Annotated in this window: 13 protein-coding genes; 6 read left to right on the top strand and 7 right to left on the bottom strand. The window is 60.0% G+C overall.

The features are described from left to right. Positions 1 to 44: 44 nt before the first annotated feature. The 3 genes from KCG45_RS02460 to KCG45_RS02450 are packed head-to-tail and all read right to left on the bottom strand — an operon-like array spanning position 45 to position 4,369. Entirely contained in the window at positions 45 to 500 is a 456-nt protein-coding gene (locus KCG45_RS02460; protein ID WP_218315550.1) for a chemotaxis protein CheW, read from the bottom strand. After that, positions 497 to 2,932 carry a chemotaxis protein CheA gene (locus KCG45_RS02455; protein ID WP_218315549.1) on the bottom strand — a complete coding sequence of 812 codons (2,436 nt, stop codon included), beginning with the start codon at positions 2,930 to 2,932 and terminating at the stop codon, positions 497 to 499. The genes KCG45_RS02460 and KCG45_RS02455 overlap by 4 nt, the downstream gene beginning before the upstream one ends. A 60-nt stretch (positions 2,933 to 2,992) precedes the next feature. Continuing rightward, positions 2,993 to 4,369, bottom strand: a complete 1,377-nt coding sequence (locus KCG45_RS02450) for an MATE family efflux transporter (protein WP_218315548.1) — start codon at positions 4,367 to 4,369, stop codon at positions 2,993 to 2,995. Positions 4,370 to 4,480: 111 nt separating this feature from the next. Here KCG45_RS02450 and KCG45_RS02445 point away from each other — a divergent pair, with 111 nt between their 5' ends. Continuing rightward, entirely contained in the window at positions 4,481 to 5,245 is a 765-nt protein-coding gene (locus KCG45_RS02445; RefSeq protein ID WP_218315547.1) for a class II aldolase/adducin family protein, read from the top strand. An 89-nt stretch (positions 5,246 to 5,334) separates the two neighbouring features. Continuing rightward, a complete protein-coding gene (locus KCG45_RS02440) occupies positions 5,335 to 5,892 on the top strand; it encodes a (2Fe-2S)-binding protein (RefSeq protein ID WP_218315546.1) in 558 nt (185 codons plus the stop codon). A gap of 4 nt (positions 5,893 to 5,896) precedes the next feature. On the opposite strand, the gene KCG45_RS02435 is transcribed toward KCG45_RS02440, so the two are convergent. Next, positions 5,897 to 8,038, bottom strand: a complete 2,142-nt coding sequence (locus tag KCG45_RS02435; RefSeq protein ID WP_218315545.1) for a TonB-dependent receptor — start codon at positions 8,036 to 8,038, stop codon at positions 5,897 to 5,899. 154 nt (positions 8,039 to 8,192) lie between these two features. Between KCG45_RS02435 and arsC the strand changes: the two genes are divergently transcribed. Then, the gene (gene arsC, locus KCG45_RS02430; protein WP_218315544.1) at positions 8,193 to 8,537 is read left to right on the top strand and encodes an arsenate reductase (glutaredoxin); all 345 of its coding nucleotides are present in this window, start codon (positions 8,193 to 8,195) and stop codon (positions 8,535 to 8,537) included. On the opposite strand, the gene KCG45_RS02425 is transcribed toward arsC, so the two are convergent. Beyond that, entirely contained in the window at positions 8,534 to 9,853 is a 1,320-nt protein-coding gene (locus KCG45_RS02425) for an MFS transporter (RefSeq protein WP_255547910.1), read from the bottom strand. The two genes, arsC and KCG45_RS02425, sit on opposite strands and share 4 nt — an antisense overlap. Before the next feature lie 171 nt (positions 9,854 to 10,024). Between KCG45_RS02425 and KCG45_RS02420 the strand changes: the two genes are divergently transcribed. Beyond that, positions 10,025 to 10,660, top strand: a complete 636-nt coding sequence (locus tag KCG45_RS02420) for a class I SAM-dependent methyltransferase (RefSeq protein ID WP_218315542.1) — start codon at positions 10,025 to 10,027, stop codon at positions 10,658 to 10,660. A gap of 6 nt (positions 10,661 to 10,666) precedes the next feature. On the opposite strand, the gene KCG45_RS02415 is transcribed toward KCG45_RS02420, so the two are convergent. Next, positions 10,667 to 11,497 carry a hypothetical protein gene (locus KCG45_RS02415; protein WP_218315541.1) on the bottom strand — a complete coding sequence of 277 codons (831 nt, stop codon included), beginning with the start codon at positions 11,495 to 11,497 and terminating at the stop codon, positions 10,667 to 10,669. Positions 11,498 to 11,564: 67 nt separating this feature from the next. On the opposite strand from KCG45_RS02415, the gene lipB reads away from it, so the two are divergent. Further along, positions 11,565 to 12,257 (top strand): lipoyl(octanoyl) transferase LipB, encoded by a 693-nt coding sequence (gene lipB, locus KCG45_RS02410; RefSeq protein WP_218315540.1) that lies wholly within the window; start codon positions 11,565 to 11,567, stop codon positions 12,255 to 12,257. Continuing rightward, on the top strand, positions 12,254 to 12,598 hold the full coding sequence (locus tag KCG45_RS02405) for a hypothetical protein (protein ID WP_218315539.1): 345 nt from the start codon (positions 12,254 to 12,256) through the stop codon (positions 12,596 to 12,598). The genes lipB and KCG45_RS02405 overlap by 4 nt, the downstream gene beginning before the upstream one ends. Before the next feature lie 2 nt (positions 12,599 to 12,600). Here KCG45_RS02405 and KCG45_RS02400 read toward each other — a convergent pair whose 3' ends face one another. Next, positions 12,601 to 13,713 (bottom strand): alkene reductase, encoded by a 1,113-nt coding sequence (locus KCG45_RS02400; RefSeq protein WP_218315538.1) that lies wholly within the window; start codon positions 13,711 to 13,713, stop codon positions 12,601 to 12,603. Positions 13,714 to 13,772 lie beyond the last annotated feature (59 nt).

Below are 13,772 nucleotides of genomic sequence, written 5' to 3'. Positions count from 1 at the left end.
TATTCTTATCGCCCGATCGGTACGGGAAAGCGGTAACTATTGGATTAAGCTGCTGCATTCAGGCTGCCCGTCAGCCGCTCGTCCGGACCGGCGATGAGAGCGTGAAGGTCAATCAGCAGGGCAGGGCCCGATGCGGTCTCGATCATGCCTTTGGCAACTCGCGACCATTCGGGTCCGAAGCCCCCGCTCACCTGGCCCGGTTCGCCGGTGGTTGTCGTGATGTCCTCGATTGCGTCGATCAGGAGAGCATAAAAATGTCCGCCAATTGATATGACCGCAGCACGGTTGTCCGTCTCCCAATCCGTTTGTTCGAAACCGAGGGTGAGCCGGCAATCGATCACGGTCAGAGCCTGGCTGCGCATGGCGGTGATCCCAGCAATGAATTCGGGCGTCTGCGGTACGGGCGTGATTGTAGAAAGCTCTATGACCGACTTCACGTCATGGGCGGGCAGGGCGCAGCGGCGGCCCGCGATCTGGGTCATCACCATAAGCTCGTTCATCGGATCAGCCCTCCTGCGCTTCGTGCTTCTTTCAAGGCGCTCATCAGTGCTTCGCGGTCGTAGCGATAGATGCTTCCATCGCCGTCTCCCGCGTCGAGCTCGCTTCGCAGGCGGATGACAGAACCATCCCCTTTTTCGGAGGCCGCGCTACTTTCCTCGACGAAGACGACGCGGACGGCATTCTCACTGTCGCCGTGATCTTCATCGCCGTCTACTATCTCGTATCCCGCCGACACCACGAGCGGCGCCAGGATGGTTCGCGACCAGTCATCGGATGGGATGCGGCAGAGCGGCCGGGCCAAGGGTTCCGGCGGCTCGCCGTGACGCGTGAACAGCTCGTGCCCATCCATCAGCGCAACCGTTGACCCTTCTATCAGCGCGATAGCTTCGATCAGCGGATCGTCACGCTCGGGCTTGAGCATGCCCGGGAGTTCGACCGCATCGTCGATCTCGCGAACGGCATGGAGCAATTCGCACTCGCCATCGCTCAGACGGAGAAGGCGGACTTTTTCAGTCGGAATCTGTCCTTCCGGAAGACCGACAACCGGCAAAATCATGCCATCAATGACGGCCCGCGGTCTTGCTCCGGAAAGGTCGATGGCGGAGGCTGGCGCGGTTTCGATCCGCTTGACCAGTTCAAGACGGACGGCGCACCTGCGATTGCTGAAATCGGTGAACAGCATGGCACGGCTGACCTGGTGCCTGTCGGCTGCGATAACGTCGTCGCCGATTTCGCGCACTCGCGTGCGGGCGTCTGAGACCAGCCCATACCTGCTCGCGATGTTGGTCACATCGAGGAGCAGGATCGGCTGACCATTGTCCAGCAGCGAAGAGCCTGCATAAATCTCGCTTTTCATCACGGCGGGGGCCAGTGGCTTTACCACGAGATCGCCGTGCGAATGAATTCGCTCTACAGCCAGGGCGAACAGGTCGCCGCTCGCCAGGCGGAGCAGCACCATGGTGTGCTGGTCCTCTTCGATCTCGCTGTGATCCAGTGCAAGAACTTCGGATAGCATCAGGCACGGCACGCGGTCGCCGCGGAAGGTGACGAGGGCCGTTTCGCCGACGCGGGTGAAATCCAGCGCCTTGGCCGAGGCATGGATGATCTCTTCGATATAGCTTTGCGGAATGGCAAAGCGCTGATCACCGACTTCGACGGTGAGACCTGCAATGATGCTGAGCGTAAGCGGAATCTGCAGAGTGAACAGCGTACCAATGCCCGGCTGGCTCGAAACCTTGATGCTCCCGCCGACCTTTTCGAGATTGTCGCGGACGACGTCGAGGCCGACGCCGCGCCCGGAGACGTTGCTGACAGTGTCTGCTGTGGAGAAACCCGGCTCGAAAATGAGCTGGAGAACTTTTTCGCGGCTCATTTCAGCGCGCTGGCTGGCGGTAATGAGACCGGTCTCGACCGCTTTTGTCGCGATCCTTGCCTCATCAAGGCCGCGTCCATCATCGCTCACGACGATCGAAATCGTATTGCCTGATTGCCGCGCAGCGATGGAGAGCAAACCAATTTCACGTTTGCCATCTTTCAGCCGGGCTGAGGGCGTCTCGATCCCGTGATCGATCGCGTTTCGAATGATATGGGTAAGCGGGTCGCGAACCATCTCGACCATTTCGCGGTCCAGTTCGACATCGCCGCCTTCGAGGTCGATCATCACTTGCTTGCCGAGTTCGGCGGACAGGTCGCGGACCAATCGAGGAAGGGCCGAAAACAGCGTTTCGATTCGTTGCATGCGCATCCGGGTGATCGCATCGCGAACATCCGAAAGGATCGTGGTCAATCGTTCGAACGGGCCATCGATGGTCGGCTGATTGCCTGCCTGACGGAGCCTGTGACCAAGATCGTTACGGGCGAGTACCATGTCGGACACGCCGCTCATTACTCGGTCGAGCAGGTCAACGGGCAGACGAATGCTCCGTTGGACCGCAGGGCTCGTATCTGCCTTCTTGGGCGCGTCGCCTTCGGCCGCGATATCGTCGGAACCGGGCGAAACTGGCTCTACGGCGCTCCCTTGGCCAGCGTCCTTTAATTCCTCGAAACTCAGGTCTTCGGTATCCTTGTCATTGCCCAGCGCAGCGATCAACGCCTCATCGCCGCCTTCGGGGAAGTCCTCGCCTGCCTCGATCGCATCGACCATCGCGGAAATCCGGTCGACGATTGCGAGCACGGCCGTGACGAGCGCAGAATCGGGTTTGCGCCGTCCAGCGCGGCAATCGGCAAGTGCGTCCTCGGCCGCGTGGCTCAGCCCTGCAAGTCGCGGGAAATCGAAGAAGCCGCAATTGCCTTTGACCGTGTGGACAAAGCGGAAGATCGTATCGAGGCGCGCGCTATCAGCCGGGTCTGCTTCCCACGCGACGATCTCGCCCTCGCTGGCTTCCAGCATTTCACGTGTTTCGGCGACGAAATCCGCCAGCAGGTCATCCATGGCCCAAGCGTTCCTGTTGCTAATCAGGCACCGCTATGCAGGAGGATGGTTAACGAAGGGCTACTGCTGCCGTCCGGTCGCACGGACTTTCAAGACGTAGTACATCAATCCGGCGCCAGTGACCGCGCCGAAAAGGTTGGCGGCCAGTTCTGCGGTGTAAATCGCTTCACTTCCCCAGTCGCCCTGAAGCAGTAGGGCCACCGGCAACATCACGAGGAACACTCGCCCGACCGATTGAAGCAGCGCGTATTTCGCTTGGTCGATTGCGTTGAGGATGCCGTTCGCCACGATCAAAAGGCCGAACCCGGCATATCCCCATGCGGCGATTTCAAGGTACAATGCAAACTCTTCGATCACCGCGTCATCCTCGGTAAAAAGCTGCGCAAACCATTCGCCTGCCGCAAACAGGATCACTGCGGTCGATAGGCCCCAGATGATGCAAAAGCCCGCGGCATAGAGCGCCGCCTGCCTGGCGCGGTCATATTCGCGCGCGCCCCAGTTCTGTCCTACGATCGATCCGATCGCGCCCGACAGTGCGAGAAGCGGCACCGTGGCGAAACTCTGCAATCGTCCGGCCGCGCCAAAGCCTGCGACCGCCTCCTGACCGGCGCTCGCGATGAGCGCGGTGAGGATCGACAGACCGATCGGATTGATCGCGTTTGAGAAAGCTGCAGGGCCTGCCACTTTCACAATAGCTAGCGCCGGATCGACGAGGCTGCTCTTGCGCAGAAGTGACAAATCGAGCGGCAATTCCGCCCGTGTCATCAGGTACATGGCCATGGCCGCACCGAATGCCCACCCGATGAGGGTTGCGTAGGCCGCGCCGACGATTCCGAAGCCGCCAAAGCCGGCGACGCCGGTAATGAGCAGCGGGTCGAGGATCCAGTTGGCCGCAGCATAGGTGATCGACACGTAACTTGTCTTGCGCGCCTCGCCCTGTCCGCGCAGCACTCCGTTAAAGCCCATGATCGCTAGTATGAGCGGAAATCCGAACGCGAATGGCTGCATGTATGTGCGGATAAGCGGCAGCAGATTGGCCGGCGCGTTCATGAGAATGAAGAGAGGATCGAGCAGCAGGAACAGCGCCAGGCCCATGATGAGCCCGCACCCGACCGCGAACACCACGCCAAAATTGGCGCGCCGCGCAGCCTTTTCGTTGTTACCTTCGCCAAGCGCGCGCGAAACGACCGAATTGATCCCGACCATCACCCCTACGCCGAGCGATGTCAGCGCCACGGATATGGGAAAGATGAAGGAAATTGCCGCCAGAGCGTCGCTGCCGAGCTTGCCGATAAAATAGGCATCGACCAGCCCGATCGACATGATCGCGGCGACGCCGATGATCGCTGGCAGCGTCTGGCCGACAAGATGCCCGGGAATGCCGCCGCGCACCAGTTTGGCCGATGAATTGTCGGGTGCGGTCGCCGCGTCGCTCATTGTTGCTCGCCTTGCCGGAGGGCGGCTCTGCCGTAAAGCGAATCCTTGTGCGTCCACCCCTCGCCGTGCGATAATGCCTCAAACGCGAATTGAGGAAAGGACAGCCGCACCATGGCAACACAGCTCAAACCGAATATCGAATGCAGCAAGGAAGAATGGCAGGCGCGGCTCGACCTGGCGGCATGTTATCGGATTTTCGATCACCTCGGCTGGTCAGAATCGATCTATAATCACATTTCGCTGAAAGTCCCTGATGAGGAGGACACGTTTCTCATCAACCCGTTCGGGCTGCTCTATGACGAAGTGACGGCATCCAACCTCGTGAAGATCGATGTTGAAGGCAACAATGTCGGCGGATCGCCTTACATGGTGAACAAGGCTGGCTTCACCCAGCACGCCTATTTCCATAAGAAACTGGGCGAGCGGGCAAATGCGATCTGCCACGTCCATACGACGGAAACCATGGCGGTATGCAGCCACGAAGATGGCCTGCTGCCGACCAATTTCTACGCCTGTAATTTCCAGAACCAGATCGGGTATCACGATTTCGAAGGTGTGACAGTGCGCGCTGAGGAAGGCGAGCGGCTGGTCGCAAACCTTGGCGATCATACGATCCTGATGTTGCGCAATCACGGTCCTGTCGTGATGGACAAGGGCATCCAGGGAATGTTCGTGAAGATGTGGGCGCTCCAGCGCGCATGTGAAATTCAGGTTGCAACCCTGAGCATGGGCAAGCCAAATCTCGTACCGCAAGAGGTTGTGGACGTGCATCAGCGCGACATCTCAGTGATGAGCAGCCAGGGCGGTGCGGGCGTCTTCGACTTCGAAGCGTGGAAACGCCGCGTGGACAAGATCGACGACAGCTGGCGTCAGTAACCGCCCCTGTGCAATTGCAGATTCCGGCTCGGCATTGTCGGTGCCAGAGGCGCGATCACGCTGAGAATTAAGCGAATTAGGGGCGTTTTGTGCCGCGCATGACAGTCAACGATCGGCCGGTCGAATTCGACCTCGATCCCGAAATGCCGCTGCTTTACGCGCTGCGCGAGGCTGCAAACCTTACCGGCACGAAAAGCTGCGGCGGCGGCGACTGCGTCGGCGCCTGCATGGTGCTCGTCGATGGAACTGCGCTGCGATCCTGCCGCATCACCATTGCCGAGGCCGAAGGGCGCTTCATCACGACAATTGAGGGATTGTCGCGCGATCGTTCTCATCCGGTGCAGCAGGCCATGGTTGCGGAACAGACGATCCAGTGCGGCTATTGCACGCCGGGTATCGTGATCGCAGCGGCGGCGCTGCTGGACCGGAACGCATCGCCCAGCAGAGCCGACATCGATGCCGCAATCACCAACATGTGCCGCTGCGGCGTCTATCCGCGGCTGGTCGAGGCGATCCAGCGGGCCGGGCGAGTCATGCGGCGCGGTGAAAGCATCAGCGCTGCCCCTGCACCGGGCATCAGCGCTGCCGATGCAGCCGAGAATGTGCCCGCGCTGAGGCGGGCACGGGATGCGGAAGACGGCTCCTGAGCGGTTAGAACCGCCCAGTCACCGTGAAGCGCGCGTTGAGCGGCGCGCCCACCGTGATGTTGTCGGCGATATGGGCGTTGGGGAAGTAGTCCTCGTCGAACAGGTTCTCGATATTCACCTGTAGTCGCAGCCGGTCCGACACATCGTAATACGCCGCCGCATCGAAACGGATGTAGTCCGGCAGCGTAACGGTGTTTGCATTGTCGGCGAAGCTATCGTCCTGGAATGTGAAACCGCCGCCAAGGCCAAAGCGCTCGGTCACCTGATAGGTGCTCCAAAGGCTGAGCATGTGCTCTGGCAGTTCACGGACCCGGTTGCCTTCCACGCCGAAAGCATCGACCTGGTTGCCGTCGAGATAGCTGTACCCGGCAGTGAAGAACCAGCGATCGGTGATGTTCCCCTGAAGCTGCAATTCGACACCTTCGATTTCACTATCGATGATGTCGAGCGTTCCCGGATCATCATCTGCCACCTGCGGAGAGCTTTGCTCGATGCGGAAGATTGCTGCGGTGAAGCTGAGCGCGTCGCGGAAATCCCATTTCAGACCGAGTTCGAGGTTTTCGAAAGTATCGGGATCGAGCGCATCGTCCGGCGGATTGATATCGGCGAACTGTTCGCCCGATCGTGGCAGGAAGCTTTCCGAATAACTGCCATAAATCGAGATGTTTTCCTGAGGTTTCAGGATCAGTCCGACGCGCGGCGAGATTTCTTCGTCGACCCGTGTCGCGACATCGCGCACTCCGGTATCGATAAAAGTCTCGATATTGTCGACCGTGATATCGAAGCTGTCGAAGCGCGCGCCTAAGACCACGTTGAGCCACTCGGTCAGTTCGATCTCGTCCTGAATGTAGAGCGAGAACACTGTTACATCGGCCTCCGTATCGTCGTTCAATTGTGAGAAATCGTTGACCGTGGCTTCGCCCGACGAATTGATGCCCACGCCGCCGCGGATGCTGAGCGGCCGGGAAGGCGTGAAGAACTCGACATCGTCCTGGGTCTGGTCGAAAAAGGAGTTGAAACGATCGTTGTTGTTCACCGTGTCGATGAATTCGCCGCCCAATAGGATCGTATGGCCGATGGTTCCGGTCTGGAATTCCCCGATCAGGTTACCGGTGACGATGAAGTTTTCGCGCTGCGTCGTGTCGATATAACCATCAAGCGCGACTTCATTCGCAGCCTCGTCAAAACCTACAGGGAAGAGGTTGGAGTAGACCTTGTCGTAATCGCCGTAGGATGCCGTGACGTTGCCTTTGAAGTTGTCTGAAAAGGCGTGCTGGATCGTTCCGCGGAAAACGTGCGCTTCAAGCGTGGTGAAATTGTCGATCGGGTCACCAAAGGTGATGCGGTCGAACTGCTCCGCCGGAAGGCCGGCCTCTGTCGCTGGAATGCCGCGGTCGATGAAGCGCTCGTGATCGATGAATTCGTAAGACAGGTCAATGATGGTCGCGGGGCCCAGCTCGGCGCGGAAAGTCGGATTGAGACCGATGCGTTCGCCGTCGAAGAAGTCGCGGTGATTATTCAATTCCTCGTAGGCGGCATTGATGCGAAGAGCGGAAGTGTCGCTGGTGGCGAAATTGAGGTCGACCTGGCCGGTAAAGGCGCCGAACGTATCGACCGAACCGAGATAACCGACGAATTGTTCACCGATCACGCCTTTCTTGGTCACGCGGTTCAGAACACCCCCGGTGCCGCCGCGCCCGAACAAAAGCGCGTTGGGACCACGAAGGATCTCAACCTGTTCCAGATTGTAGAGACTACGATAATACTGAACGTCATCGCGCACGCCATCGACGAAGAAGTCAGCCGTGGAGCGCACACCGCGGAACACGACTGCGTCTCGGTGGCCTTCGCCTTGGGAATTGGTGACACCGGGCGTGTAGAGGACAATATCGGCGATACTGTCGAAGCCCTGTTGGATGATCTGTTCCTGCGTCACGATCGAAACCGATTGTGGAACGTCGATCACCGGTGTCGGGGTCTTCACCGAGTTGATCTGATCGCTGTAAAGAACATCGCCGCGCACTTCGATTTCGCGGTCGCCGTAATCGACGGAATCCTCAGCACTCTCGACCGTTTCCGCCATTGCCGGAAATGAGAGGGCAGCGCAGCCAAGCAGCAAGGCAGCGCGGTTGAGGCGATGAATCATTTGGCTATTTCCTTCCGTCCGTTGGAAATGCCGCTATTGCAACTTACTCGCAACTGCAAGGTGAAATTGAGAAAAGATCGCAAAACGCGTTCCATGTGGCAAACTCGCCGCGCCTGGGTTAGCGAACGCATGCTATCGCGAGGGAGATTAGAGCATGAAAGCGACCATCTGGCACAATCCGAAATGCGGCACATCGCGCAAGACACTGGCGATCCTCAAAGAGGCTGAGGGCGTCAATCTGACGGTGGTCGAGTATCTCAAGACTCCTCCGACTCGCGACAAGCTGAAGCAGCTTTATGCGGATGCAGGCATCACTCCTGCCGAAGGATTACGGCTCCGCGGTACTGACGCCGAGGAACGCGGTTTGCCCGATGCGGACGCGGACAGCGTGCTCGATGCCATGGTGGCCGACCCGATCCTCATCAATCGTCCGCTTGTCGAGACCGAAAAGGGTGTCGCCATCTGCCGCCCGCAGGACGAGGTTTACAAACTGCTCTAGGCGCTGTCGCGCGTCAGCTTGCTGTCGAGTTGCAGTGTCTTTGCCCCCACCACGGCTACAATCAAGCACAACGCGATGATCAGACCGAACCCCAGCCAGTCGCTGACATTATAAAGCCAGACTCCTAGCGCCGGCGCGTAGATAAAGCTCGCCCCTGCCACGGACGCGACAATTCCCGAAGCCTGCCCTTGCTCGGCGCGCGATACGGCGAGGGAGGTTCCGGCGGTGGTGCCTGGCCGAAACAGTCCGAACCCGAGCGAGACGATCGCATACCCGAGCGCAATCGTGTGAAGGTCGCCTGCCGCGCCCAGTAGCGCCACACCGAACGCGGCGACCAGAATTCCTGAAAGCGTCGCCGCGCGCGGCCCCAGATCGAAGCGCGGGATCAGGCCCCATTGCGCGAGCAGCGTGGCGATCGCTCCGCTCATCAGGACGATGCCGACCGGTCCAGCGCCTTCCGCCGGGCTATCGCGCAGGCCAAGGCGGTCGAGAACGAGGAAGCCCGATATTCCGAGCACCATCGCCTGCGCATGCCCTCCGATCAGGCCAGAGATCACCCAGGGCCGCAAACGCGGCTCGAACCAGCGCAGGCGCTTTGCTGGCGCGCCCGGATTGGCCGGACGACCGACCGCAACGTCGTTTTCGTCCTCGTCATCGTGATAATGATCTTGCGGCGCACCGCCCGAACCATTTGCATAGGGCGCGTCGTAGGCGCGTCCGCGTGCCGGGAATTGCGGCTCGTCATTGGGAAGCCGCAGGCGTAGCAGAATTAGCGCGGCGAGGCCGAATGCTGCAAAGCAGATGAATGGTCCGGTCAGGCCAAGGCCGAGGAACGGCAGGACCATGAGCGGTGCCAAGGCTGGGCCGATCACGGTTCCCAGACCAAAGCTCGAGGCGATCAGTGAGAGCGCTTGCGTTCGCTCTGCACGCGGCGTGCGCGCAGCGACATAGGCCTGGACAGCGGGTGGTGCCGCGCTGCCGAAACCACCATAAAGGCTGCGCGCCGCAGCAAAGGCGATCAACGCCCAGAATGCGGTCATCCAGCCCGATAGTCCCGCCCAGAGCACCAGCCCGCACAGCGCCATCGATACGATGAACCCGGTCAGCCCCAGCGCCATCATGGCCTTGCGCCCGCGCCGGTCGGATCGGTCCGCCCAGATCGGGGCGCAGACAACCCAGAGCAGCGCCGACCAGCTATAGGCGAGGCTGATCCAGACATCGTCGACTTTCAGCGCGGTACCGATCGAAGGCATTACCGATTGCATCGCCGTGTTCCCGGCGGCCGTGACCAGCATGACCGTGAATAGCAGCGCCATGCGCCCGCGCGATATCGATCGCGGCGCGGTCGTGCTCGTAGAGGGATCGACGTCGGCCATCAGGCGGACGGGCTAAGCCAGCGGCTGGGGACTTGCAAACGGATATGCAGTCTGCGAACCGAAGACATTGAATCCAATCGATGATCCGGTGAGACCGGGCGGCAGAGGAATATGACCGGCAACAACGTAGCACTCGGAAAACGTGGTGGTTTTCGCGCCCGATGGCGCGATTACGCGGCGCAGTGCTCTGTGTTCTTCCGCGGATTTCTGGAGCATCCGCGCATGGTCGGATCGATCATTCCATCGTCCCGCTTTACCGTCCGGCAGATGTTGGCACCGGTCGATTGGGGAAAATGCGAGGTTTTTGTCGAATATGGTCCCGGAATCGGCACGTTCTGCCGCCCGGTGCTCGATAAATTGCGCGGTGACGGAGCGCTTGTCGTGATCGACACCAACCCGATTTATATCGATTACCTGACGCGCTCGATCCGCGACAAACGCTTTCACGCGGTGCTCGGGTCGGCTGAAAACGTGGAGAAGATTCTGGCTGACCTTGGTCTGCCGCAGGCCGATTACGTCCTTTCCGGACTGCCGTTTTCAACTCTACCCTCTGGCGTCGCGCCCGCTATCGCAAAAGCAACGCATGATGTTCTGAAACCCGGCGGGGGTTTTCTCGTCTACCAGTTCACCTCCGCAGTGAAAGACGAATCCGCGCCCTATTTCGAGCGGATCGATTCAGGGTTCGAATGGCTCAACATCTTGCCGTGCAAACTATACTGGGCATGGAAAGCCGCGATGCGCGATTGATCGCGGCTATTCGAACGTAGACTTCAGCTCCGCCTCGCTTGGTCCGGCGAGTTGCCCGTGCATTGCCACGGCAAGGCCGGACACCAGCATGCCGATTCCCATGCCGAGCAGTCCGTTGGTAAAGCCGAGGATCAGCATCGCGACCGTGCTGTCTCCGGCGAGGGCGGCGATCAAACCAAAGATTGACGTCAGCAGCACCGCGACGACCATGTAAGCGCCAAACAGCACGCCCCAGAACAGCATGATCGCCCATTTCTTCGGCCCGGTGAGGCGGAAACTGCGTGACACGGCCTTGATGGGATTGAGCGTTTGCTCGAGCACCAACACCGGCAGGCTCATCGACATCCGTGCGAGCAAGAAGATTACCATCGCCAAGACCACCAGGACGGCCAGAAAAGCGAGCGATGCCAGGCCGGAAAGCGACGCGATAATGCCGACCGGCACCGAGATCACGATCGCAGCAAGAACGTAGGCAAGCAGGAAAATCGCCAAGACACCAAACGTGCTCGGCACTACTCTAAGGCCCGATTTCAAAGCTTCACCTACTGTGGGGCGCGAATGTCCCATCAGAGCGATCATCGCACCGTAGCCCGCGAACTGAAAAATCATCGCGACGATGCCGATGCCCAGAAGCGGGCCAAGCTTGTCCTGAAGTTGAGCAGAAATGACCTCCGGATCTGCGGCGGGGTCCATGAAGACCTGAAGATCGGGAATCAGCAGATAGGCGGCCAGAGTCGGGAGCAGGAGGAATATGCCCGCTATCACCACCAATAGCTGAAAATTGTCGCGCACCAGCTCGATCGCTCGCGACCACACCTTGTTCATGTCAAAATTCATCGATCCCCCGAGCGCGTCTGGCGTCTTGTCCCTTGATCTGAACCATCAATGCCCCCACCAACAGGGGATGGCAAGCATCGCTCCACAACCGGCAGGCCCCGGTCCGATAGAATGGCGGTGCGAAAGCGCCCATGTTCCCTATCGTGCTGCGCTCGATCAGATGGAAGCACGCAATTCGGCTGTCGCAGATCACAGTGCAAGTGAGCTTGTCTGGCTGCTCGAACACCCTCCTGTTTACACCGCCGGGACCAGCGCCGATGCGAGCGAGCTGGTCGATCCGCGCTTCGAGGTCGTCGAAGCCGGGCGGGGCGGGCGGTACACCTACCACGGACCGGGCCAGCGGGTCGGGTATCTGGTGCTGGACCTGAACAAGCGGGGCAAAGACGTCCGCTGCTTTGTCCACGCCATCGAGGGATGGGTCATCGAAACGCTCGCCGATTTCGGTGTGCCTAGCTGGCGCGCAGCAGGACGTGTCGGCATTTGGACGGAAGACATCGACGGGCGCGAGGCAAAGATCGGGGCAATCGGGGTGCGCGTACGCCGATGGATCACAATGCATGGCTTTTCAGTGAACCTCGATCCCGATCTTTCCCACTTTGGCGGTATCGTTCCGTGCGGGATCGAGGAGTTCGGCGTCACCAGTCTCGCGCGGTTGGGAAAGCAGGTTTCATCTGCTGAATGGGACGAAGCATTGATAGCCCGTGCAGAGGCTTTTCTTGACGCGCTCGATAAACCTGCGCGAAAGGCGTGCCGGACATGATGACCAGACCGATTATCGCCCTTGCGGCATTCTCCCTTCTCGCTGCGTGCGGATCGGACGAACCTGTCAATGACAGCGCCGCTGTCGATCAGGAAGGACAACTCCGGGGAGATGTGCTCGGCGGCTCGATCAGCGATGACATGCTGCCGCTCGACCAGCTTACATCGCAGTCTCCGCCGCTTGAAACGGCAGCTGACAGCGACACGGCGACATCAAGCGATGCCGGTGGCGATTCCACTGACGACTCCGAGCAGGAGCTGAACGCCTTCCCCTCCGGCGGTGACGATCCTGCTCCGCCCGCACCGCCGGAGCCGCCAGCGGTGCAGGACGAAGGGGAATAGGATCAGACGGCGTTAGCGGCCTGCTCTTCTTCTAGTGTGGGGTAGTCGATATAGCCCTGCGGAATCGGGAAGTACCAGCTTTTGGGCACATCCTTGTTCGGATTGAAATCCGCGCCGACAGCGATCCGCTTTTCGAGATCGGGGTTCGAGATATAGGGCCGGCCGAAGGTCACTGCCTCGCAGCGCCCGCTTGATACGTCGTCGGCCGCTTCCTGAGCGGTATAGTCCGAATTCAGGATCAGCGGCCCGCTGTAATTTGCCCGGATAACCGGGTCCTGCTTGGGAACATCGGTGCTGCCGAATGTACCGTCGGGCCCCGGTTGCCGCAGCTCCACGAATGCAAGGCCAAGCTCTTCGCAGACTTTTGCGGCAGCCGCGAACGTGGCCGGCGGGTTGCTGTCATCGGTCCCTTGCGAATCGCCATTGGGTGAAAGCCGGATGCCGACGCGGTCAGCTCCCCAGACGTCGATCAGGGCTTCAAGCACCTCGCGCATGATGCGTGTGCGATTCTCGGGCGAGCCGCCATATTCATCGGTGCGCAGATTGGTTTTGTCGCGCAGGAACTGGTCGATCAGGTAACCATTCGCGCCGTGGAGCTGCACTCCGTCGAAACCTGCCTTTTTCGCGTTTTCTGCGGCGCGGCGATAATCGCCAATGGTTCGGTCGATGTCTTCCTTCGTCATGGCCCGCGCCTCGGCATAAGGCTGCTTGCCTTGCGGAGTATGCGCTTCTCCCGGCGCTGTGGTGGCGCTGGCGGAAACGGGCGGGTTGCCGTCCAGGAACACCGGATGCACGATGCGGCCCATATGCCACAGCTGCATAACGATCAGGCCGCCTTCGTCATGGACTGCCTTGGTGATCGGCTTCCACGCTTCGGTTTGCTCATCGCTCCAGATGCCGGGCGCCGACGGCCAGCCGAGCCCTTCGCGGCTGATACCGGTCGCCTCGGTCAGGATCATACCGGCGCCTGAACGCTGGCGGTAATAGGTTTCCATCATCTCGTTCGGAACGAACATAGGATCGGCAGCGCGCCCACGCGTGAGCGGCGCCATGAAAATACGGTTCTTTGCCTCAAGTGCACCCATCGTGAGCGGCTGGAACAGAACGTCGTGCATAGCGGTGTATCCTCCTGCTGATTTGCTTGGCTATCCACTTGGAGATCGGTGCGCTAGGG

Source organism: Erythrobacter ani (assembly GCF_019204025.1).
Lineage (GTDB): Bacteria > Pseudomonadota > Alphaproteobacteria > Sphingomonadales > Sphingomonadaceae > Erythrobacter > Erythrobacter ani.
The sequence above is the reverse complement of the archived record's forward strand: the minus strand, read 5'-3'. Positions and strand labels throughout refer to the sequence as shown.

What these genes read in the sequence shown, in the direction of transcription:
- KCG45_RS02460 (WP_218315550.1), bottom strand. Translation starts at nt 500, where the DNA reads ATGAACGAGCTTATGGTGATGACCCAGATCGCGGGCCGCCGCTGCGCC.
- KCG45_RS02455 (WP_218315549.1), bottom strand. Translation starts at nt 2,932, where the DNA reads ATGGATGACCTGCTGGCGGATTTCGTCGCCGAAACACGTGAAATGCTG.
- KCG45_RS02450 (WP_218315548.1), bottom strand. Translation starts at nt 4,369, where the DNA reads ATGAGCGACGCGGCGACCGCACCCGACAATTCATCGGCCAAACTGGTG.
- KCG45_RS02445 (WP_218315547.1), top strand. Translation starts at nt 4,481, where the DNA reads ATGGCAACACAGCTCAAACCGAATATCGAATGCAGCAAGGAAGAATGG.
- KCG45_RS02435 (WP_218315545.1), bottom strand. Translation starts at nt 8,038, where the DNA reads ATGATTCATCGCCTCAACCGCGCTGCCTTGCTGCTTGGCTGCGCTGCC.
- arsC (WP_218315544.1), top strand. Translation starts at nt 8,193, where the DNA reads ATGAAAGCGACCATCTGGCACAATCCGAAATGCGGCACATCGCGCAAG.
- KCG45_RS02425 (WP_255547910.1), bottom strand. Translation starts at nt 9,853, where the DNA reads ATGGCGCTGCTATTCACGGTCATGCTGGTCACGGCCGCCGGGAACACG.
- KCG45_RS02420 (WP_218315542.1), top strand. Translation starts at nt 10,025, where the DNA reads ATGACCGGCAACAACGTAGCACTCGGAAAACGTGGTGGTTTTCGCGCC.
- KCG45_RS02415 (WP_218315541.1), bottom strand. Translation starts at nt 11,497, where the DNA reads ATGAATTTTGACATGAACAAGGTGTGGTCGCGAGCGATCGAGCTGGTG.
- lipB (WP_218315540.1), top strand. Translation starts at nt 11,565, where the DNA reads ATGGCAAGCATCGCTCCACAACCGGCAGGCCCCGGTCCGATAGAATGG.
- KCG45_RS02405 (WP_218315539.1), top strand. Translation starts at nt 12,254, where the DNA reads ATGATGACCAGACCGATTATCGCCCTTGCGGCATTCTCCCTTCTCGCT.
- KCG45_RS02400 (WP_218315538.1), bottom strand. Translation starts at nt 13,713, where the DNA reads ATGCACGACGTTCTGTTCCAGCCGCTCACGATGGGTGCACTTGAGGCA.